The 18,658-nt window shown below is 71.1% G+C and carries 19 protein-coding genes and 1 pseudogene; 5 read left to right on the top strand and 15 right to left on the bottom strand.

All coding sequences use genetic code 11. The annotated features are described in order from the left end of the window. Positions 1 to 173: 173 nt before the first annotated feature. From ACP4J3_RS42180 to ACP4J3_RS42145, 8 genes and pseudogenes are all read right to left on the bottom strand, one after another. Entirely contained in the window at positions 174 to 941 is a 768-nt protein-coding gene (locus ACP4J3_RS42180) for a DUF3159 domain-containing protein (protein ID WP_426542061.1), read from the bottom strand. A 3-nt stretch (positions 942 to 944) separates the two neighbouring features. Further along, on the bottom strand, positions 945 to 1,343 hold the full coding sequence (locus ACP4J3_RS42175) for an OB-fold nucleic acid binding domain-containing protein (RefSeq protein ID WP_426542059.1): 399 nt from the start codon (positions 1,341 to 1,343) through the stop codon (positions 945 to 947). A gap of 130 nt (positions 1,344 to 1,473) precedes the next feature. Beyond that, positions 1,474 to 2,157: a response regulator gene (locus tag ACP4J3_RS42170; RefSeq protein WP_426542057.1), complete on the bottom strand. Its 684-nt coding sequence runs from the start codon at positions 2,155 to 2,157 to the stop codon at positions 1,474 to 1,476. 101 nt (positions 2,158 to 2,258) lie between these two features. Then, a pseudogene (locus tag ACP4J3_RS42165) lies at positions 2,259 to 2,630 on the bottom strand (histidine kinase); the annotation flags it as partial. A gap of 142 nt (positions 2,631 to 2,772) precedes the next feature. Next, positions 2,773 to 3,939 (bottom strand): alginate lyase family protein, encoded by a 1,167-nt coding sequence (locus tag ACP4J3_RS42160; protein WP_426542055.1) that lies wholly within the window; start codon positions 3,937 to 3,939, stop codon positions 2,773 to 2,775. A 263-nt stretch (positions 3,940 to 4,202) separates the two neighbouring features. After that, positions 4,203 to 4,961, bottom strand: coding sequence for a DUF3710 domain-containing protein (locus ACP4J3_RS42155; protein WP_426542053.1), 759 nt, complete (start codon positions 4,959 to 4,961; stop codon positions 4,203 to 4,205). Position 4,962: 1 nt separating this feature from the next. After that, positions 4,963 to 5,514 carry a dUTP diphosphatase gene (gene dut, locus ACP4J3_RS42150; protein ID WP_426542051.1) on the bottom strand — a complete coding sequence of 184 codons (552 nt, stop codon included), beginning with the start codon at positions 5,512 to 5,514 and terminating at the stop codon, positions 4,963 to 4,965. Beyond that, a complete protein-coding gene (locus ACP4J3_RS42145; RefSeq protein ID WP_426542049.1) occupies positions 5,511 to 6,095 on the bottom strand; it encodes a PaaI family thioesterase in 585 nt (194 codons plus the stop codon). The genes dut and ACP4J3_RS42145 overlap by 4 nt, the downstream gene beginning before the upstream one ends. A gap of 166 nt (positions 6,096 to 6,261) precedes the next feature. On the opposite strand from ACP4J3_RS42145, the gene ACP4J3_RS42140 reads away from it, so the two are divergent. Beyond that, positions 6,262 to 6,723: a DUF3093 domain-containing protein gene (locus ACP4J3_RS42140; RefSeq protein WP_426542047.1), complete on the top strand. Its 462-nt coding sequence runs from the start codon at positions 6,262 to 6,264 to the stop codon at positions 6,721 to 6,723. A 39-nt stretch (positions 6,724 to 6,762) separates the two neighbouring features. On the opposite strand, the gene ACP4J3_RS42135 is transcribed toward ACP4J3_RS42140, so the two are convergent. From ACP4J3_RS42135 to ACP4J3_RS42120, 4 genes are all read right to left on the bottom strand, one after another. Then, positions 6,763 to 7,689 (bottom strand): hypothetical protein, encoded by a 927-nt coding sequence (locus ACP4J3_RS42135; RefSeq protein ID WP_426542045.1) that lies wholly within the window; start codon positions 7,687 to 7,689, stop codon positions 6,763 to 6,765. Between the two features lie 13 nt (positions 7,690 to 7,702). After that, positions 7,703 to 7,999, bottom strand: a complete 297-nt coding sequence (locus ACP4J3_RS42130; protein ID WP_005481602.1) for a DUF4193 domain-containing protein — start codon at positions 7,997 to 7,999, stop codon at positions 7,703 to 7,705. Between the two features lie 404 nt (positions 8,000 to 8,403). Further along, the gene (locus ACP4J3_RS42125) at positions 8,404 to 9,648 is read right to left on the bottom strand and encodes a sensor histidine kinase (protein ID WP_426542042.1); all 1,245 of its coding nucleotides are present in this window, start codon (positions 9,646 to 9,648) and stop codon (positions 8,404 to 8,406) included. Between the two features lie 6 nt (positions 9,649 to 9,654). Continuing rightward, complete coding sequence (locus ACP4J3_RS42120) at positions 9,655 to 10,308, bottom strand: response regulator transcription factor (RefSeq protein ID WP_363049815.1); 654 nt, start codon at positions 10,306 to 10,308, stop codon at positions 9,655 to 9,657. A gap of 419 nt (positions 10,309 to 10,727) precedes the next feature. Between ACP4J3_RS42120 and ACP4J3_RS42115 the strand changes: the two genes are divergently transcribed. Further along, positions 10,728 to 10,901, top strand: coding sequence for a hypothetical protein (locus ACP4J3_RS42115; RefSeq protein ID WP_167348321.1), 174 nt, complete (start codon positions 10,728 to 10,730; stop codon positions 10,899 to 10,901). A 75-nt stretch (positions 10,902 to 10,976) separates the two neighbouring features. Here ACP4J3_RS42115 and ACP4J3_RS42110 read toward each other — a convergent pair whose 3' ends face one another. Further along, a complete protein-coding gene (locus ACP4J3_RS42110) occupies positions 10,977 to 11,792 on the bottom strand; it encodes an inositol monophosphatase family protein (RefSeq protein WP_426542040.1) in 816 nt (271 codons plus the stop codon). An 8-nt stretch (positions 11,793 to 11,800) separates the two neighbouring features. Then, the gene (locus ACP4J3_RS42105) at positions 11,801 to 12,928 is read right to left on the bottom strand and encodes a ferrochelatase (RefSeq protein WP_426542038.1); all 1,128 of its coding nucleotides are present in this window, start codon (positions 12,926 to 12,928) and stop codon (positions 11,801 to 11,803) included. A gap of 186 nt (positions 12,929 to 13,114) precedes the next feature. On the opposite strand from ACP4J3_RS42105, the gene ACP4J3_RS42100 reads away from it, so the two are divergent. The 3 genes from ACP4J3_RS42100 (at position 13,115) to sepH (ending at position 17,103) form a co-directional block, all read left to right on the top strand. Continuing rightward, on the top strand, positions 13,115 to 14,353 hold the full coding sequence (locus ACP4J3_RS42100) for an MFS transporter (RefSeq protein WP_426542037.1): 1,239 nt from the start codon (positions 13,115 to 13,117) through the stop codon (positions 14,351 to 14,353). Continuing rightward, on the top strand, positions 14,313 to 15,632 hold the full coding sequence (locus tag ACP4J3_RS42095; RefSeq protein WP_426542035.1) for a D-arabinono-1,4-lactone oxidase: 1,320 nt from the start codon (positions 14,313 to 14,315) through the stop codon (positions 15,630 to 15,632). The genes ACP4J3_RS42100 and ACP4J3_RS42095 overlap by 41 nt, the downstream gene beginning before the upstream one ends. 427 nt (positions 15,633 to 16,059) lie before the next feature. Continuing rightward, on the top strand, positions 16,060 to 17,103 hold the full coding sequence (gene sepH, locus ACP4J3_RS42090; protein WP_426542033.1) for a septation protein SepH: 1,044 nt from the start codon (positions 16,060 to 16,062) through the stop codon (positions 17,101 to 17,103). Positions 17,104 to 17,521: 418 nt separating this feature from the next. Here the strand turns inward: sepH and ACP4J3_RS42085 are convergent, their stop codons facing one another. Next, positions 17,522 to 18,364 carry a sulfurtransferase gene (locus tag ACP4J3_RS42085; RefSeq protein ID WP_426542031.1) on the bottom strand — a complete coding sequence of 281 codons (843 nt, stop codon included), beginning with the start codon at positions 18,362 to 18,364 and terminating at the stop codon, positions 17,522 to 17,524. Between the last annotated feature and the right edge of the window lie 294 nt (positions 18,365 to 18,658).

Raw genomic sequence — 18,658 nt, 5'->3', positions numbered from 1 at the left:
GTCAGGGGGGTCCCTTGCATGTGGGCTACCGGGGGGGTGCCCCGGGGGCGGCCCCCGGGGGGGGGGGGGGGGCGCGGGCCCCCCCCCCCGGGGGGGGGCGGGGGGGGGGGGCCGGGGGGGGGGGGGGGGGGCCGCCCGCCCCCCCCCCCCCCCCCCCCCGTCGTAACGAAGCGCTATGCCTCTCGGCGGTGCCGCCCGCCCGCGGCGTCCCCGCCGTCCGCGGCCGACGCCGCCTTGCGCTCCTCCTCGGCCTTCTCCGCCGCCTCCATCTCCGCGAACACGTCGATCGGCGCCGGGGCCTTGGCGAGGAACACCCAGGTCAGCCACACGGCCAGCAGGAAGGGCGGGATCTTCAGCGCGACGAGCACCCATCCGAACTGGGTCGTGTCGGCCCACCAGTACAGCGGGAACAGGATGGCGCACTTGGCCAGCAGGATCAGGCCCCAGGCGTAACTGGCCTTCGCGTACGCCTTCTTGCGCCCGGGGTTGCGGGTGCGCCAGGAGAGGTTCTCCTTGAACACCGGGCCGAGGATCAGCCCGATCAGCGGCACCCCGCTCAGGGTCGTGATGATGTACGCGAGGCCCAGCCCCAGCGTGTAAAGCATGCCCGGCAGATAGAAGTCCTTCGCGTTGCCGGTCATCATCGCGAACACGACACCGAAGGCGACACCGAAGACACCGCTGAAGGCGTGCTTGATGGTGTCCCGCATCACCAGGCGCACCACGACGAGCAGCAGGGACACCGCGAGCGCGGCGATCGCCGACTGGTGCAGGTCCTTGTTGATCGTGTAGATGGTGACGAACAGCAGGCCGGGCAGGACCGTCTCGATCATGCCGCGCACGCCGCCGAAGGCTTCGAACAGCGCGGCCTCGGTCACCGCCCGGGAGTCCTGCTCGGCGTCTGCGGTGGTGTCTTCGGTCGGCTTGTCGAGCGACGTCACCGGCTACTCCCGTCCAAGGGGTCTCAGTTCGTATTTCGGGTTGAACAGCACCCGGCGGCCCCGGCTCATGGAGATCCGGCCCGATGCGATCAGCCGGCGCCCCGGCTCTATGCCGACTATGGAACGCCTGCCGAGCCACACCACGTCCAGGGCGGCAGAGCCGTCGAACAGCTCGGCCTCCAGGGCCGGAACGCCCGCGCGCGGCCGCAGGGTGACCGTGCGCAAGGTACCAGTAACCGTCACGACCTGCCGGTCATGACAGTCGCAGATCTTGGTGCAACCGGCGGTCTCGGCGTCCTCTCGCAGCTCCTCGGACTCCAGGTCCTCCTGCGACGAGGAGAGCCGGTCGAGCATGCGCCGGAACCGGCCCACCGACTTCTCGGAACGAGGAACAGCACTCATGCTTGAAGCGTACCGGGCATCACTTGTCGAACCGATAGCCCATCCCCTGTCGAACCGATAGCCCATCCCCGGCTCCGTGATGCTGCATTCCCCGGGGGGACAACCCCCGGACCCCCAGCCGGCTCGCAGCTCACTTCTCGAATCGGTACCCCATCCCCGGCTCCGTGATGAAGTGCTTGGGGTGGGACGGGTCCGCCTCCAGCTTTCTGCGGAGCTGGGCCATGTACACCCGCAGATAATTGGTCTCCGTCCCGTACGAGGGCCCCCACACCTCCTGCAGCAACTGCTTCTGGCTGACCAGACGGCCCGGGTTGCGCACCAGCACCTCCAGCAGATGCCATTCCGTGGGCGTGAGCCGTACGTCCTTCCCACCCCGGTTGACCTTCTTCGCGGCGAGGTCGACGGTGAACCCCTCGGCCTCCACCATCACGTCGTCCTCGCCGCCCCCGGTGGGTTCGGCCCGGCGGACCGCGGCCCGCAGCCGGGCCAGCAGCTCGTCCATGCCGAAGGGCTTGGTCACGTAGTCGTCGGCGCCGGCGTCGAGCGCCTCGACCTTCTCGTCGGAGGAGTACCGGGCGGACAGCACCAGGATCGGCACCCGGGTCCAGCCGCGCAGCCCCCGGATCACCTCGACGCCGTCCATGTCGGGCAGACCGAGGTCGAGGACGACCACGTCGGGGTGTCGGGCGGCGGCGAGTTCGAGGGCGGTGGCCCCGTCGTGGGCCGCGTCGACCTCGTACTTGCGGGCCTTGAGGTTGATCACGAGGGCGCGCACGATCTGCGGCTCGTCGTCGATCACCAGAACCCGGGTCATAGGGTCTGCCTTTCTGCTTCCACGGGGCGCCGCACTGGCGCGCCCCCCTCTTCGACAGGCTCCGCGCGCGATAGTGCCGCCCGCAGGGTGAGCACCATGGTGTTGACAGTCGAGACGACGTCGCTCCCGGCCGCCGGCAGTTCCTCCACGTCCTGCCGGCGCTTGGCGTTGCGCGAGCCGGGGATGTTGGTGTGGGCGAGTTCGTCGACCAGGGCCACCTGCGGGCGCCGCGCCAGGACGGCGTCGACGTCCATCTCGGTGAAGACGCCTCCGCGGTACTCCAGCCGTCTGCGCCGTATCTGCTCCAGGCCGTGCAGCATCACCTCGGTGCGCGGCCGGTCGTGGTGCTCCACGAACGCGACGACGCAGTCGGTGCCCCGCTCCGTCCGCCGGTGCGCCTCGGACAGCATCGCGTACGTCTTGCCGACGCCCGGTGCCGCACCGAGATGGATCCGAAGCCTGCCGCGTCCCATGGTCCCCATTGTGTTCCGGTCACTGCTGCCTACTCAGCGTCGACCCTACGGCCAATATTCGCGACAAATGGGGCCGGGTGCGGTGGCGGGGGCGTCTTTGACGGAACTCTGACGCTCCCCGCCGTCAGGTCGTACGGGCTCGTCAGCCGGGGTTGTCGCCGTGTGTGAGGGTCTCCCAGGCCACGAAGAGGTTGTTGCTGCCGGCCGGGCGGGACCGCTCGGTCAGCGCCTGGGTGTTGGTCATCGGGATGCCGAGGCGGTTGCGCAGGGCGTTGTGGCCGACCTCGGTGACCGGGCCGAGGCCGAGCTTGAGCGAGCCGCCGCACAGCCAGCTCGGGGCCGCCGTGCCGAGCTGGTACTTCGACTGGAACCCGAGCGCGTGCCGCAGCCGCTCGCCGACGTCGGTGCCGTAGAGGTCCTGGCCCTGGATGCGGCTGGTCTCGGCGACGTGCGAGATCGCGGAGATGCCGTAGCCGGTGTGGGTGAGGTCGCGGCAGGTCTCCTGGGTGAGGCCGGTGACGAAGGTGGACTGCCCCTGCCAGTACTTGACGATCTTCTCGCGGGTGTCGAGGTTCTGGCTCGGCACGGTCTTCGGCAGGTCGCCGTCGGAGGACAGGTAGACGTAGGCGGCGATACGGGTGCGGAACTTCGCCATGGCCTTGTCGTACGACGCCTTGTCCGCCAGGAAGACGGAGATGCCGACGGCGGCCTCCATCATCGACAGCTCCCAGTTGCCGTTGGAGTTCGAGCCGTTGATGATCTCGGGCAGATAGACGGTGCGGAGCATGGTGGCGAACCGGCCGGAGTTGGCCCAGCCGCCGCCGTACGTGTACTTGATGATCTCGGCGGCCCTGGGCCAGGAGGAGCCGGCCCAGCCCGTCTGAAGGGGCGCGTTGCTGTTGGTGTGGTCCCTGATCACCGCGGACCAGGCGTCCATCAGCTCGATGGCCTTCTTCGCGTGCCGCGCGTCGCGCGTGATGTACCAGGCCAGGGCCTGGGTGTAGGCGGCTATCGCGTCCTCGCGCTCGTCGGTGCAGCCGTGGTTGGGGTTCGAGTACGAGCCGCACTCGACGACGGCACGGGGCCTGGGGGTGCGGTTCAGATCGGCGTACCTGCTGCCCATCATCTGGTCGAAGGCGCCCTTCCAGGGCTGGGCGCCGGAGTTGACCTTGGAGCGGGTGAAGTCCAACTGCCCCTTGGAGACGGTGACTCCGGGGTGGGTGAAGGTGCTGGGCGCGGCGTCGGCGGGCCAGGCGACGACACCGGCGACAAGGGCGGCCGCGGCCGCGAGGAGTGCGGTTCTGCGCATGCGTGAGGGCCCTTTCGTTCTCGTATGTGAACGTGAGGCGCCTTTATGAACAGACGCGTTGGCCGGAGACGGTAGGTACAGACCAATGGGCCGTCAAGAGTTCACGCACGAGAAAAGGGCCGTACCCCTTAAGGGATACGGCCCCTGTAGCGCCCTGGGGGCGCGGGACTGCATCAATATGCGGCTCCGCCGCGCGGGCGCGACAAGCCACGATGCACCCCGCAGCCGAACAGACGACCTGTCGCGGCTCTCCCAGCGGAGCGTCAGCGCACCTCGGTGATCTCCGGTCCGCGCTGGAGCTGGCCCATGCCGCCGGAGAAGCGTGATCCGGCCTCCTCCTGCTGGACGCCCTCGGGAACCATCTGGGCGTCGTTCGGCAGCTTCAGGACGATCGGGTCGCGCGGGGCCATCGGACCCTCGCCACGGACCACGACCGTGTCCCGGAAGATCTGCTCGAGCAGACCGGCCGCCTGCGGCTGCACCGCGCCCTGGCCCGAGATCACACCGCGCAGGAACCAGCGGGGCCCGTCCACTCCGACGAACCGCACGACCTGGAATCCGCCCGTGCCGTCCGGGAGTTGCACCGGCACCTGGGCCCTGAGCTCCCAGCCGAGCGGGCCCTCGACCTCGTCGATGATGCCACCCTGCTGGGTGATGCCGGAGCCGATCTCCTCGCGCACCTCGCTCCAGATGCCCTCGCGCTTGGGCGCGGCGAAGGCCTGGAGCTGGATGGCGCTGTCGCGCAGCACGACGGTCGCCGCGACGATCGCGTCGCCCGCGACCTCCACGCGCAGCTCCATGCCGTCGACGCCGGGCACGAACATGCCGCCCAGGTCCACCCGGCCCTCGCCGGGCTCACGGACCTCGGAGCTGTCCCACGGGCCGTCGGGCCGCGGTTCCGGCTCCAGCCGTACGCGCTCATGCGTGCCGTCGTCGTCCGCCTCAGAGTCGATGTCGACGACCTGCTCGGGCTCGCCGGCCGCGTCCTCGGCGGCACCCTTCTTCTTGCGACGTCCGAACACGTCACTGTCCTTCCCGGTCGGATACGACCGAAGCGTATCGATTCCCACCCGTCCGACCGCCGTCGGCGGCCTGACCATCTGTATCGCTTGTGCCGTCCACCGCGGCATGCCCGCCGGTGGACCCGAAGCCCCCCTCGGCCCGTGCCGAATCGGGAAGCTCCGCGACCTCCTGGAAGCGAACCCTCTCGACCTGCTGGACGACCAGTTGGGCAATCCGGTCGAAGCGCTCGAACCGCACACTCTCATGCGGGTCGAGATTCACCACGATCACCTTGATCTCCCCACGGTACCCGGCATCAACCGTCCCCGGGGCATTCACGAGGGCGACACCGAGACGGGCGGCGAGACCGGAGCGCGGGTGCACGAAGGCCGCGTACCCCTCCGGGAGGGCGATCGACACCCCGGTGGGCAGGACGGCCCGCTCCCCCGGCTTCAGTTCATGGCCCCGAGTGGTGCGCAGATCGGCTCCCGCGTCGCCGGGTCGCGCATACGTCGGAAGCGGTACGTCCGGATCGACGCGCCGGATCAGCACGTTCAGGGGATCGCGGCTCACGGGTTCACCTCGAAGGCGCGGGCACGCCGTACCTGGTCCGGGTCGCTCATGGCGGCCTGGATCTCCTCCGGGCGGCCGTTGTCGATGAAGTGGTCGACCTTCACCTCGATGAAGAGGGCGTCGGCACGGACCGCGACGGGCCCCTCGGGGCCGCCGATCCGCCCGGTGGCGCGGGAGTAGATCTTGCGGCCCGCCACCGCCGTCACCTCGGCCTGAAGATGCAGCACCGTGCCCACCGGAACCGGCCGCACGAAGTCGGTCTCCAGCCGCCCGGTCACCGCGATGGTGCGCAGCAGCCAGTTGAGCGAGCCGAGGGTCTCGTCGAGGGCGGTCGCCAGCACGCCCCCGTGCGCCAGCCCGGGCGCGCCCTGGTGGGCCGGCTGCACGGTGAACTCGGCGGTGATGCTCACACCGTCCCCGGCCCGCGCCGCCAGGTGCAGCCCGTGGGCCTGCTCGCCGCCGCAGCCGAAGCACTCGGCGTAGTGCGCTCCGAGAAGCTCACCGGGCGCGGGAGCATCCGGATGCCGCACCGGTTTCACGGCGTCGGCCGGAGGCTGAAGAGCTGCTGAAGTACCTCTCACAGCCGCAGACCTTACCCGCCCACCCGTCACCCACCACCGCCCTGCCCGACAGCGCTTCGCGCTGGCTGCCCCGATTGCCCGTCTCCCACCGCCGCCCTGCCTGACGGCGCTTCGCGCCGGCCCCCTGACTCCGGTAGCAAACCGACACCGTGCCAAGCTTGGCTCCATGCAGCTCTCCGCCGCCCCGTACGAAGAACGCCTCACGGCCCCCCGCTCCTGGTGGCTGATCTCGTTCCTGGTCGGGCTCTCCCTGGCCCTGATCCTCCTGCCGTTCGGCACGCTGCCCATGCTCGCGGGCCTGGCCGGCGGCACCGCGGCGGCGGCCGTCATGGCCAGTTCGTACGGCTCCATCCGCATCCGCGTGGTGGGCGACTCGCTGATCGCGGGCGACGCGAAGGTCCCGGTGCGGGCGCTGGGTGAGACGCATGTCCTGGACCCGGAGGAGGCCCGTGCCTGGCGCACCCACAAGGCCGACACCCGGGCATTCCTGCTGCTGCGCGCCTACATCCCCACGGCCCTGCGCGTGGAGGTCACGGACCCCGAGGACCCGACGCCGTACCTGTATCTGTCGACCCGTGAGCCGGAGCGTCTGGCGCAGGCCATCCGGGCCGCGAAGGCCTCGGCCTAGCACACAAGATCGGGCCGTCACCGGCCCGTGCCGGGCGTCTCAGCCGTCCCCGAGCTCCTTGCGCCAGCGGCTGCGCGCGGCGTCGTCCATCGGCAGCGGCTCGGCCGGGCGCTCCAGCGGCGGGAGCGTCGCCAACTCCTCCCAGGGCACCTGGATCCTGCGCAGGTCCGCGCGGATGCGTGCGGCGAGTTTCCTGGTGTCCCGCCGGTTCATGGCCGCGCCCACGGCGGCACCCACCAGGAAGGGCATCAGGTTCGGCAGGTTGCGCACCATGCGCTTCATGATCTGCTGTCGCAGCTCGCGCTTCATCTGCACGCCGAGAGCGGCGTTGACCGTCACGGGCTTCAAGGGGTCGATGCCGCGCTCCTCGGTCCACGAGGACAGATACGCGGCGCTGCGGGCGCGCAGATTGCCGGGCGGGCGTACGCCGTAGACCTCGTGCAGTTCGGCGATCAGCTTCATCTCGACCGCCGCTACGCCGGTGATCTCGGCGGCCAGTTCGGTCGGCATCGCGGGCGGCACCGGCAGCATCGCCGCCGCGCCGACTCCGGCGCCCACCGTGCAGCTCGCGTTCGCCGCGCCCGCGACGAGCTTGTCCGCGAGCTGTTCGGGCCCGAGGCCCGGGAACTGCCGGCGAAGGGTCGCGAGGTCCCGTACGGGGATACGCGGGGCGTTCTCGATGATCCGGTCGGCCACGTACCCCAGACCCGCCCTGGCGGCGCTGCCGCCCTTGCGGGCGCCCTCTTTGGCCCTGTGCCGGATCGCCGCGACCCTGCGCCTGGTCACGGGCGCGGGAACCTCGGCCGACGCCGGGAGGTCAGCCCCGGACATCGGTTCGAGCGAGGCTCGCTCACCGGATGAGCCCCGCTCGTCGTCACGCGCGCCGTACGGGCCGTCGGGCGGCCCCTGGTCCGCTGTCCGCCTGCGGCGGAAGCGGCGCTTCCGAGGAGGGGTCGAGCCAGTCATGCCCGACCCTGCCTCAGTCGCAGTCGCGGCAGATCGGCTGACCGTTCTTCTCCCGGGCCAGCTGGCTGCGGTGATGCACCAGGAAGCAGCTCATGCAGGTGAACTCGTCCTGCTGCTTCGGCAGCACCCGGACGGCCAGCTCCTCATTGGAGAGGTCGGCGCCGGGCAGCTCCAGGCCCTCGGCGGCCTCGAACTCGTCGACGTCCACAGCGGAAGTCGACTTGTCGTTCCGCCGGGCCTTCAGCTCTTCAAGGCTGTCCGAGTCGACGTCGTCGTCGGTCTTGCGTGGGGTGTCGTAATCCGTTGCCATGTCGCTCTCCCCCTCTGGGTGTCTGCGGTGTCTCCAGCGCACGTAACGCGTGAGAGGCCGGACTTGTGCCCGACCCGAGGCGGAGATTTTGCCTCACATCAAGGTCTGTTACTCAATCGACACCCAAGCGGACTCCTCAAGAGTGATCGGCTTGGATGGCGAACGGGACCGTACACGGTCCTCATACCGCAGTTCAAAGGCGTCTCACCGTGTACTTCCCGTGATCAAGACCCCCGAAAACCCGGATTTTCCCGGCTTTCCGACAGGCCTCATGATCACGGAGAGTAGATGGCCGGAAATTCGCCCCTGTGATCGATCACACACGGGAACGCTCACAGCGCGTGGAGAAAATTCCGCGCAAAGCGAACATCTCCGTGCGGCGGCGAGTGTCAGCGCACATGATCTCAGACCGGGAAGGTGACCCGCATCACGAGCCCACCTCCCTCGCGCGGCTCCGCCGAGATGTGGCCGCCGTGCGCCCGCACCACGGACCGCACGATGGACAGCCCGAGGCCGACGCCCTTGTCGCTGCCGGTTCGATCCGTACGCAGCCGTCTGAACGGCTCGAAGAGGTTGTCGATCTCGTACGCCGGGACCACCGGTCCGGTGTTCGAGACGACCAGGACCGCCTGGCCGTGCTGGACGTCCGTGGTGACCTCGACCCAGCCCTCCTCCGGGACGTTGTACCGGACGGCGTTCTGCAGCAGATTCAGGGCGATGCGCTCCAGCAGGACGCCGTTGCCCTGGACCACCGCCGGCTTCTGCTCGCCGCGGATCACCACGCCCTTGGCCTCCGCCTCGGCGTGCACCTGGTCCACGGCCTGCTCCGCGACCTCGGCGAGGTCGACCGGCTTGCGCTCCACGATCTGGTTGTCGCTGCGGGCGAGCAGCAGCAGCCCCTCCACGAGCTGCTCGCTGCGCTCGTTGGTGGCCAGCAGGGTCTTGCCGAGCTGCTGGAGCTCCACCGGCGCGTTCGGGTCGGAGAGGTGCACCTCGAGCAGGGTGCGGTTGATCGCCAGCGGTGTTCTCAGCTCGTGCGAGGCGTTGCCGACGAAGCGCTGCTGGGCGGTGAAGGCGCGCTGCAGCCGCTCCAGCATCTCGTCGAAGGTGTCGGCCAGTTCCTTCAGCTCGTCGTCCGGGCCGTCCAGCTCGATCCGACGGGACAGGTCCGAGCCCGCCACCGCGCGGGCGGTGCGGGTGATCCGGCCCAGCGGCGACAGCACCCGGCCGGCCATGGCGTAGCCGAAGGCGAAGGCGATGATCGCGAGGCCGAGCAGGGCGAGCAGGGAGCGGCTGAGGAGATCGTCCAGCGCGACCCGGCGCTGGCTGTCGATGCAGGTGCTGATCGCCTCATTGAACTCGGAGATCGTCAGGCCCGGCTTGATCCCGGGGCAGTTGTCGCTGCTGACCTGGAGTTCCCTGAAGCTCACGATCTTGAACAGGGGTTCGTTGCCCGTGTTGATCGCCTGCGCGGCCAGCAGATAGATGATCGACAGCAGCAGGATCCCGGCGATCAGGAACATGCCGCCGTACAGCAGCGTGAGCCTTATGCGGATGGTCGGGCGCAGCCACGGGAAGGGCGGCTCCGCTCTCCGGGGGTCCCACGTGGGCTTGGGGGGCGCCTGGGGAGGCGGGGGGGTTGCGGCCATGGTGGATCAGATCCGGTAGCCGGAGCCGGGCACGGTGACGATCACCGGCGGCTCGCCCAGCTTGCGGCGCAGCGTCATGACGGTCACCCGCACCACGTTGGTGAACGGGTCGGTGTTCTCGTCCCAGGCCTTCTCCAGGAGCTGCTCGGCGGAGACGACCGCGCCCTCGCTGCGCATCAGCACCTCCAGGACGGCGAACTCCTTCGGCGCGAGCTGCACCTCCTCGCCGTCCCGGAAGACCTCGCGGCGGTTGGGGTCGAGCTTGATGCCGGCGCGCTCCAGGACGGGCGGCAGCGGCACGCTGGTACGGCGGCCGAGGGCACGCACGCGGGCCGTCAGCTCGCTGAAGGCGAAGGGCTTGGGGAGGTAGTCGTCGGCACCGATCTCCAGCCCCTCGACCCGGTCGCTGACGTCGCCGGAGGCCGTGAGCATCAGCACGCGCGTGGGCATGCCGAGCTCGACGATCTTGCGGCAGACGTCGTCGCCGTGCACCAGCGGGAGGTCGCGGTCGAGGACGACCACGTCGTAGTCGTTGACGCCGATGCGCTCCAGGGCGGCCGCACCGTCGTACACGACGTCGACGGCCATGGCCTCCCGGCGCAGTCCGGTGGCCACCGCATCGGCGAGCAGTTGCTCGTCCTCGACGACGAGTACGCGCACGTCGCTTGTCCTTCCATCTGTCCACCCGCGTAGCGCTCGTGTCGCGCGCGGGCAGGGGTCTCGGTCGGGTGTCCTGGCCTCCATCCTGCCCTTTTCGGCCATAAGTCGGCGGTAAGACGGGTGAGGGGGCCCTGAAGGACGGGTGGGGAGCCCGGGAATGCGAGATTTTCTCCTCGGGTTGAGGTTTCCGTCGGAGGGTGCGAGGGGAGGACGGCATGTACACCCCGCGATCACGCTCTGCTTGTACCGCACCACCATGCGGTACGAGTCGATCCGCTTTCCGCAGAGCGGATGCGGGTGTCCGGCACCGTCGCCGCCCGGCACGGGCAACGCTGGGCACCTACTGGAGACGTGATCGCCCCTTCCGAATGGCACACCCCCGTGCCACCGACCCACGACCCAGGACGAGGGGGCGCAGCATGGACGCATTCACCGCAGGACTTCTGCAGCGCATAAAGGCGACCGAGTCCGACCTGACGCGGGCTCGTGACGAGGGCGACGACTTCCTCGTCGAGGTGGAGCAGGGCGAGCTCGACGACCTGCGCCGTCTCGCCGCCGAGCATGGTGTGGAAGTCGGCGCGTCAAGCGTCTGATCGGCCTGTAGCAGGCGACAGCGGGCCCCCGGCGAATCCAGCGCCGGGGGCCCGCTGCTGTCCTTGTCGGCCTTGTCAGTCGTGCCAGGCGCCGAAGTCCTCCAGGAGCTGCTGGAGGGACTCGAAGACGCCCGGCGTCGCCGCCACCGTCAGGTCGCGTGACGGCCGCTGCCCGGGCCGCCCACCGGTCAGCGCGCCCGCCTCCCGGGCGATCAGGTCGCCCGCGGCGAAGTCCCAGGCGTTGAGCCCTCGCTCGTAGTAGCCGTCCAGGCGCCCCGCGGCCAGGTCGCACAGGTCGATCGCGGCCGAGCCGCCGCGCCGGATGTCGCGCAGGAGCGGGATCAGCCGGCGGGCGACGTCGGCCTGGTGGGTGCGGACCTCGGTGACGTAGTTGAACCCGGTCGAGACCAGGGACTGGTCGAGCGGGGCCGTGGGGCGGCAGGTGAGAGCGCGCTCGCCATCCCAGGGCCCCCTCGCCCAGGCGCCCGCGCCGCGGACCGCGTGGAACGTCTCGCCGCGCATGGGGACCGCCACGACCCCCACCACCGTCTCGCCGTCCTGCTCGGCGGCGATGGAGATGGACCAGGTCGGCAGTCCGTAGAGATAGTTGACCGTGCCGTCCAGCGGGTCGATCACCCAGCGGACGCCGCTCGTGCCCTCGGTGGAGGCGCCCTCCTCGCCGAGGAAGCCGTCATCGGGGCGGTGCTCGGAGATCAGGTTCGTGATCAGCTTCTCCGCCGCGATGTCCATCTCGGTGACCACGTCGATCGGGCTCGACTTGGTCGCCGCGACGGCCAGGTCGGCCGGGCGGCCGTCGCGCAGGAGCTCGCCCGCGCGGCGGGCGGCCTCGCGGGCCAGGGCGAGCAGTTCCGTGTGCAGGGCGTCGGTCACGGGGCTCCTCATGCGTAGGGGCTGTCGGCGCCCGCGGCGGCGGGCCTGGGCGCGCGTGCGGGGCAGCAGCCCACCGGGCAGAGGTCGTGGCTCGCGCCGAGCGCGCCGAGGGCGCAGGGCGTGACCTCCTGCGCGCGCTCCACGGCGGCGCGCTCCAGGACGAGGTCGCGGATGGCGGCGGCGAAGCGCGGGTCGTCCCCGACGGTGGCCGAGCGCCGCATGGGCAGGCCCAGCTCCTCCGCCTTGGCCTTGGCCTCCGTGTCGAGGTCGTAGAGGACCTCCATGTGGTCGGAGACGAAGCCGATGGGGGCGATCACGACCGCCGGGACGCCGGCCCCGTGCCGCTCCTCGAGGTGGTCGCAGATGTCGGGCTCCAGCCACGGGATGTGCGGGGCGCCGGAGCGGGACTGGTACACGAGCTGCCAGGGGTGGTCCACGCCGGTGCGCTCGCGGACGGCGTCGGCGATCAGCCGTGCGACGTCCAGGTGCTGGGCGACGTAGGCGCCGCCGTCGCCATGGCCCTCGACGGGGCCGGAGGTGTCGGCGGAGGCGTTCGGGATCGAGTGGGTCGAGAACGCGATGTGGGCGCCGCCCCGGACGTCCTCGGGCAGGTCGGCGAGGGACTGGAGCACCCCGTCGATCATGGGCTCCAGGAAGCCGGGGTGGTTGAAGTAGTGCCGCAGCTTGTCGATCCTCGGCAGCTGAAGGCCCTCGGCCTCCAGCGCGGCCAGCGAGTCGGCGAGGTTCTCGCGGTACTGGCGGCAGCCCGAGTAGGAGGCGTAGGCGCTGGTGGCGAGGACGAGGATGCGGCGGTGGCCGTCGGCGACCATCTCGCGCAGCGTGTCCGTCAGGTACGGCGCCCAGTTGCGGTTGCCCCAATAGATCGGCAGATCCAGGCCGTGGTCGGCGAAGTCCTTGCGCAGGGCGTCGAGCAGGGCTCGGTTCTGGTCGTTGATGGGGCTGACGCCGCCGAACAGGAAGTAATGCTCGCCGACTTCCTTCAGGCGTTCGGTGGGGATGCCCCGCCCGCGGGTGACGTTCTCCAGGAACGGGATCACGTCGTCCGGGCCCTCGGGGCCGCCGAAGGAGAGCAGGAGCAGGGCGTCGTAGGGGTGGGCATCGCGCGCGTCTGGCATGGGTCGATCCTGTCATCCGGTACTGACAGCCGGGAAACGGTGGGGTGACCACCCGGGTTCCCGGCGTGTCCGGGCGGGTGCGTTAGGGTCACCTAACTCGTAAGCTGTACCGGCCCTTCACACGCCTTACGGCACCGCCCCGCGCCCTTCCCGGCCCCCGCTGCTTCCGCCCGACCGGAGTCCCCCGTGCCCAGCCCCTACCGCGCCCTGTTCGCCGCCCCCGGCGCCAAGGCCTTCTCCGCCGCCGGCTTCCTCGGCCGGATGCCGCTGTCGATGATGGGCATCGGCGTGGTGACCATGGTCTCCCAGCTCACCGGGAGGTACGGCCTCGCCGGCGCTCTGTCGGCCACCATCGCGCTGTCCGCCGCGGTGGCCGGGCCCCAGGTCTCCCGGCTGGTCGACCAGTACGGGCAGCGGCGGGTGCTGCGGCCGGCGACGCTGGTCTCGCTCACGGCGGGGGCCGTGCTGCTGTTCGCCGCGCACTACCGGTGGCCGGACTGGGTGCTGTTCGTGGCCTGCGTCGGCATCGGGTGCGTGCCGAGCGTCGGGGCGATGATCCGGGCCCGCTGGGCCGCGCTGTACCGGGGGACGCCCCGGTTGCACACCGCGTACTCCTTCGAGTCCGTCATCGACGAGGTGTGCTTCATCTTCGGGCCGATCATCTCCATCGGCCTGTCCACGGCGTGGTTCCCGGAGGCCGGGCCGCTGCTCGCCGGGTGCTTCATGGCGGTCGGTGTCTTCTGGCTGACCGCGCAGCGGGGCACCGAGCCCGCGCCGCATCCGCGCGAGCAGCACAGCGGCGGCTCGGCCCTGCGCTCCGCCGGACTCCAGGTCCTGGTGGCCACGTTCGTGGCGACCGGAGCGATCTTCGGGGCCGTCGACGTGGTCACCGTGGCCTTCGCCGACGAACAGGGTCACAAGGGCGCCGCGAGCGTGGTCCTCGCCCTGTACGCGGCGGGCTCCTGCGCGGCGGGGGCCGTGTTCGGGCTGTTGCGCTTCAAGGGAGCGCCCGAACGCCGTTGGCTGCTGGGCATATGCGCGATGGCCGTGAGTATGATCCCCCTCCTACTGGTCGGAAACTTGCCGTTTCTGGCCGTGGCGCTGTTCGCCTCGGGCATGGCCGTCGCTCCCACGATGATCACCACCATGTCCCTGATCGAAGAGCACGTACCACGCGCGCAACTGACCGAGGGCATGACCTGGGTGAGCACCGGGCTCGCGGTCGGGGTCGCGCTCGGCTCCGCCATGGCCGGCTGGGTGATCGACGCGGCCGGTGCGGGCGCCGGGTACGGGGTTCCGGCGGTGTCCGGGGCCGTCGCGGTCGCGGTCGGTTTCCTGGGGTACCGCCGGCTCAGCAGGCCGGCTCCGCGTCGGGGAGGCACCGTTGAGCAGCACAGCGAGCGGCAGGAACGGCACGTGGCGTAACTGGGGCGGCAATGTCGCCGCGCGCCCCGCGCGGGAGGTCACTCCAGCCTCCGTCGAGGAGCTGTCGGCGGTGATACGCCGGGCCGCCGAGGACGGTCTGAAGGTGAAGGCGGTCGGCAGCGGGCACTCCTTCACGTCCATAGCCGCCACCGACGGTGTGTTGATCCGCCCTCAACTGTTGACCGGCATCCGCGACATCGACCGTGTCGCCATGACCGTCACGGTCGAGGCCGGCACCCCGCTCAAGCGGCTCAACATGGCCCTGGCGCGCGAGGGCCTGTCGCTCACGAACATGGGCGACATCATGGAGCAGACGGTCTCCGGCGCCACCAGCACCGGCACCCACGGCACGGGCCGCGACTCGGGCTCGATCGCCGCCCAGATCAAGGGGCTGGAGCTGGTCACGGCCGACGGCAGAGTGCTCACCTGCTCCGAGAAGGAGAACCCTGAGGTCTTCGCGGCCGCCCGTATCGGCCTGGGCGCGCTCGGCATCGTCACCGCGATCACCTTCGCCGTGGAGCCGATCTTCCTGCTCGCCGCGCGCGAGGAGCCGATGCCGTTCGCGCGGGTGCTGGCCCAGTTCGACGAACTGTGGGCCGAGAACGAGCACTTCGAGTTCTACTGGTTCCCGCACACCGGCAGCACCAACACCAAGCGCAACAACCGCAGCGCGGGCCCTGAGAAGCCGGTGGGGCAGGTCGCGGGCTGGTTCGAGGACGAGTTGCTCTCCAACGGCGTCTTCCAGGTGGCCCAGTGGGTCGGCCGCGCGGCGCCGGCCACGATCCCCACCATCGCCCGGATCTCCAGCAAGGCCCTGTCCGCGCGGACCTACACCGACATCCCCTACAAGGTCTTCACATCACCGCGCCGGGTGCGCTTCGTGGAGATGGAGTACGCCGTCGCGCGCGAGGCCGTCGTCGACGTGCTGCGCGAGCTGAGGACCATGGTCGACCGCTCCGGCCTGCGGGTCAGCTTCCCCGTCGAGGTGCGCACCGCTCCCGCCGACGACATCACGCTGTCCACGGCCTCGGGCCGCGACAGCGCCTACATCGCCGTTCACATGGCCAAGGGCAGCCCCTACCAGCGGTACTTCACCGCCGCCGAGCGCATTTTCACGGCGCACGAGGGGCGCCCGCACTGGGGCAAGGTGCACACGCGCGACGCCGAGTACTTCGCGCACGTCTATCCGCGCTTCGGCGAGTTCACCGCGCTGCGCGACCGCCTCGACCCCGACCGACTGTTCCAGAACGACTACCTGCGCAGGGTGTTGGGGGCGTAGCCTGCGACCGGCTCGAACCAACTCCCGGCATGGGGTCCGTTTCTGACGTTTGCGTGAAGTACGCCACGTTCCAGGGCCCGAACCGCCCGGGGGACGGCCGAGTCAGGCCCCTTGCCAGAAGTTGGGCGGCGTGCCAATCCACGCACGTGGCCCAAATGGAGTACTGTGGCGAGCCCTGGGTCCGGTCTCCCGCCTGGGCATCCGTGGCCTTCAAGGACCGCCGGGAGGGGGCTAGTTGCACAGGGTGACGGAGTTGGTCACTTAGCGTTGCGAATAGGTAACCGTGCCATAACGGCGATCCAGGGCCCGTGCCCGACACGCCGGGCAACTCGGCAAGGTTGTGGCAGGCTGCACCCGGGCAGGCCACACTCGACTAGCGGAAGCAGCGACGCACGTGACGTCGGCAGGCACCACCCGGGAGGTCCCCATGCCCGAACTGCGTGTCGTGGCCGTCTCGAATGACGGCACACGGCTGGTGCTCAAGGCTGCCGACGCAACGGAGTACACCCTTCCCATCGACGAACGCCTGCGCGCCGCCGTGCGCGGCGACCGGCCCCGGCTCGGCCAGATCGAGATCGAGGTGGAGAGCCATCTCCGCCCCCGTGACATCCAGGCGCGTATACGCGCTGGTGCGACGGCGGAAGAGGTCGCCCAGCTCGCCGGCATCCCCGTCGACCGCGTACGGCGCTTCGAGGGCCCCGTCCTCGCCGAGCGCGCGTTCATGGCCGAGCGGGCGCGGAAGACCCCGGTCCGCCGGCCCGGTGAGAACGCGGCGGGTCCCCAGCTCGGCGAGGCCGTGCAGGAGCGACTCCTGCTGCGCGGCGCCGACAAGGACACCGTGCAGTGGGACTCCTGGCGCCGCGACGACGGCACCTGGGAAGTGCTGCTGGTCTACATGGTGGCGGGCGAACCGCACTCGGCGAGCTGGACGTACGACCCGCCCCGGCGGCTCGTCCAGGCCGTCGACGAGGAGGCGCGCTCGCTGATCGGCGAGTCCGACGACCTCGCCGCGCCCGAGCCCAGCTTCCCGTTCGTGCCGCGTATCGCCCGGCTCCCGCGCGAGCGTTCCATGGACCGTGCCCTCGACCGCGGCGACCGGCCGAGCCTGCCCGCGCAGGCCTCCGAACCGGCCGAGGAGACCTCGGAGGAGCGGGACTCGCTGACCAGCCTGCTGGAGGCGGTGCCGAGCTTCCGCGGCGACCTGGTGGTCCCGGAGCGTCCCTCGGAGCCCGAGGAGGAGGAGCCGCCGCCCGCCGAACCGGCCGCGGAGGAGCCGCCCGCGCCCGCCGCCTCGGCCGGCTCCGCCTACGCCGACGTCCTCATGCCCCGCTCGGTCACCAGCCACCGTGACCGCCTCATCGGCTCCACCGACCGCCAGGCCGAGGCGGACGGCGTCCGTCCGGGCCGCCGCGCCGCCGTCCCGAGCTGGGACGAGATCGTCTTCGGCACCCGGCGGAAGAAGCAGGAGTAGTCGGGCGTACGGCTGCGGACGCGGCCGTACGAGGACGAAGGGCCGCGCTGGCTGCAGCGCGGCCCTCGCGCTGTACGAGGACACATCGCACGAGCTAGGTTGCGGCGCAGCGGCTGCAAAGGCCGCGCGCTCGAGATGTGAGAGGGGCCGGGGGCTGCCCCTCGTAGGCCGCCCCGCTCGGCGAGGCACCGCCGGCACGCGAAGTCGGCGGCGCGGAAGGCGCCGCCGAAGACGAGCTCAGCCTTGGTCGACGGCGCCGGCCACCCAGGCCCACGGGGCCGCGCGGGCGCATCCTCGAAGCGCACGCGGCCCGGTGCGGGGCGCGAGGGACGCCCGCCGGCCACACGGCCGCCGCGAGCATCCCGGCGGCTTCGGCCCCGGGCGCGTTCCGGACACGGGCGCCCCAACCCCGTAGCCCTTACTGCGGATCCGGCCCCACGGCCACCGGCCGGGACGGGTCCGAGGACCACTCCGACCACGAGCCGACGTACAGCTCCGCCGGGATGCCCGCCACCGCCAGGGCCAGCACCTCGTGGGCCGCGGAGACGCCCGAGCCGCAGTACACGCCGACCCGGGTGTCCTCGGCGGCGCCCAGGGACTTGAAGCGGGCGGCGAGTTCCTCGGCGGGCAGGAAGCGGCCGTCCGCGGCCACGTTCTCGTCGGTGGGGGCGGACAGGGCGCCGGGGATGTGGCCGGCGACCGGATCGATGGGCTCGACCTCGCCGCGGTACCGCTCGCCCGCTCGCGCGTCCAGCAGTACGCCCGACCGCGCGAGCGCCGCGGCGCCGTCGGCGTCGAGCAGGCCCACCGCGCCCGGCGCCGGTTCGAAGTCGCCCTCCGCCGGAGCCGGTACCGCAGTCTCCAGCGGGCCCTGCCAGGCCGGCAGACCGCCGTCGAGGACGCGTACGTCGGGGTGCCCCGTCCAGCGCAGCAGCCACCACGCGCGGGCCGCCGCCCAGCCCTGCCCGCCGTCGTACACGACCACCGGCGTCCCGGACGACACCCCCGCCCGCCGCATCGCCGTACCGAATTCGGCCACGTCGGGCAGCGGATGGCGGCCGTGCGCACCAGGCGCGGAGGCCAGTTCGCGGTCCAGGTCGACGAAGACCGCGCCGGGGATGTGCCCTGCCTCGTACGCGGCCCGGGGGTCGAACCTCGGCTGGCCAGGGGTGCTGAGCTGCCAGCGGACGTCGAGCAGCACCGGCGGGTGCTCGCCCGTCAGCGCACTCGCGAGTTCGGATGCGGAGATGATGGCGTTCATGGCCACCATCCTCGCGCACGGGGTGGCCCCGGCGGTCGGCTCCGGATACTCTCCCGCCGTACAGGCCCGATCACGAGGCGTACGGGATCGGGCACATGCTGTACAGCCGATCGACATCCGTCGGCAATCGCACGGAAACGGGCGGGGAATCGCACACCGGGCATCCTCCGGTCACCGGCCGTCGTGCGGCGGCGCGCCCGAAGCGCGCGTGGCCACGGGTGGTGCGAGCATCGGCACGGGGGTCCGGACTGCGGAAGCGACGCGGCCACCGCGAGGGGCCGAGGAGAGAGTGAC

The sequence above is a fragment of the Streptomyces sp. UG1 genome (assembly GCF_049974585.1).
GTDB lineage: Bacteria > Actinomycetota > Actinomycetes > Streptomycetales > Streptomycetaceae > Streptomyces.
The sequence above is the reverse complement of the archived record's forward strand: the minus strand, read 5'-3'. Positions and strand labels throughout refer to the sequence as shown.

Bases quoted from the DNA above. Each gene is read 5' to 3' on its own strand.
- sepH (WP_426542033.1), top strand. From the start codon at position 16,060: ATGCCCGAACTGCGTGTCGTGGCCGTCTCGAATGACGGCACACGGCTG.
- ACP4J3_RS42105 (WP_426542038.1), bottom strand. From the start codon at position 12,928: ATGCCAGACGCGCGCGATGCCCACCCCTACGACGCCCTGCTCCTGCTC.
- ACP4J3_RS42140 (WP_426542047.1), top strand. From the start codon at position 6,262: ATGCAGCTCTCCGCCGCCCCGTACGAAGAACGCCTCACGGCCCCCCGC.
- ACP4J3_RS42135 (WP_426542045.1), bottom strand. From the start codon at position 7,689: ATGACTGGCTCGACCCCTCCTCGGAAGCGCCGCTTCCGCCGCAGGCGG.
- ACP4J3_RS42175 (WP_426542059.1), bottom strand. From the start codon at position 1,343: ATGAGTGCTGTTCCTCGTTCCGAGAAGTCGGTGGGCCGGTTCCGGCGC.
- ACP4J3_RS42085 (WP_426542031.1), bottom strand. From the start codon at position 18,364: ATGAACGCCATCATCTCCGCATCCGAACTCGCGAGTGCGCTGACGGGC.
- ACP4J3_RS42115 (WP_167348321.1), top strand. From the start codon at position 10,728: ATGGACGCATTCACCGCAGGACTTCTGCAGCGCATAAAGGCGACCGAG.
- ACP4J3_RS42125 (WP_426542042.1), bottom strand. From the start codon at position 9,648: ATGGCCGCAACCCCCCCGCCTCCCCAGGCGCCCCCCAAGCCCACGTGG.
- ACP4J3_RS42130 (WP_005481602.1), bottom strand. From the start codon at position 7,999: ATGGCAACGGATTACGACACCCCACGCAAGACCGACGACGACGTCGAC.
- ACP4J3_RS42170 (WP_426542057.1), bottom strand. From the start codon at position 2,157: ATGACCCGGGTTCTGGTGATCGACGACGAGCCGCAGATCGTGCGCGCC.
- ACP4J3_RS42160 (WP_426542055.1), bottom strand. From the start codon at position 3,939: ATGCGCAGAACCGCACTCCTCGCGGCCGCGGCCGCCCTTGTCGCCGGT.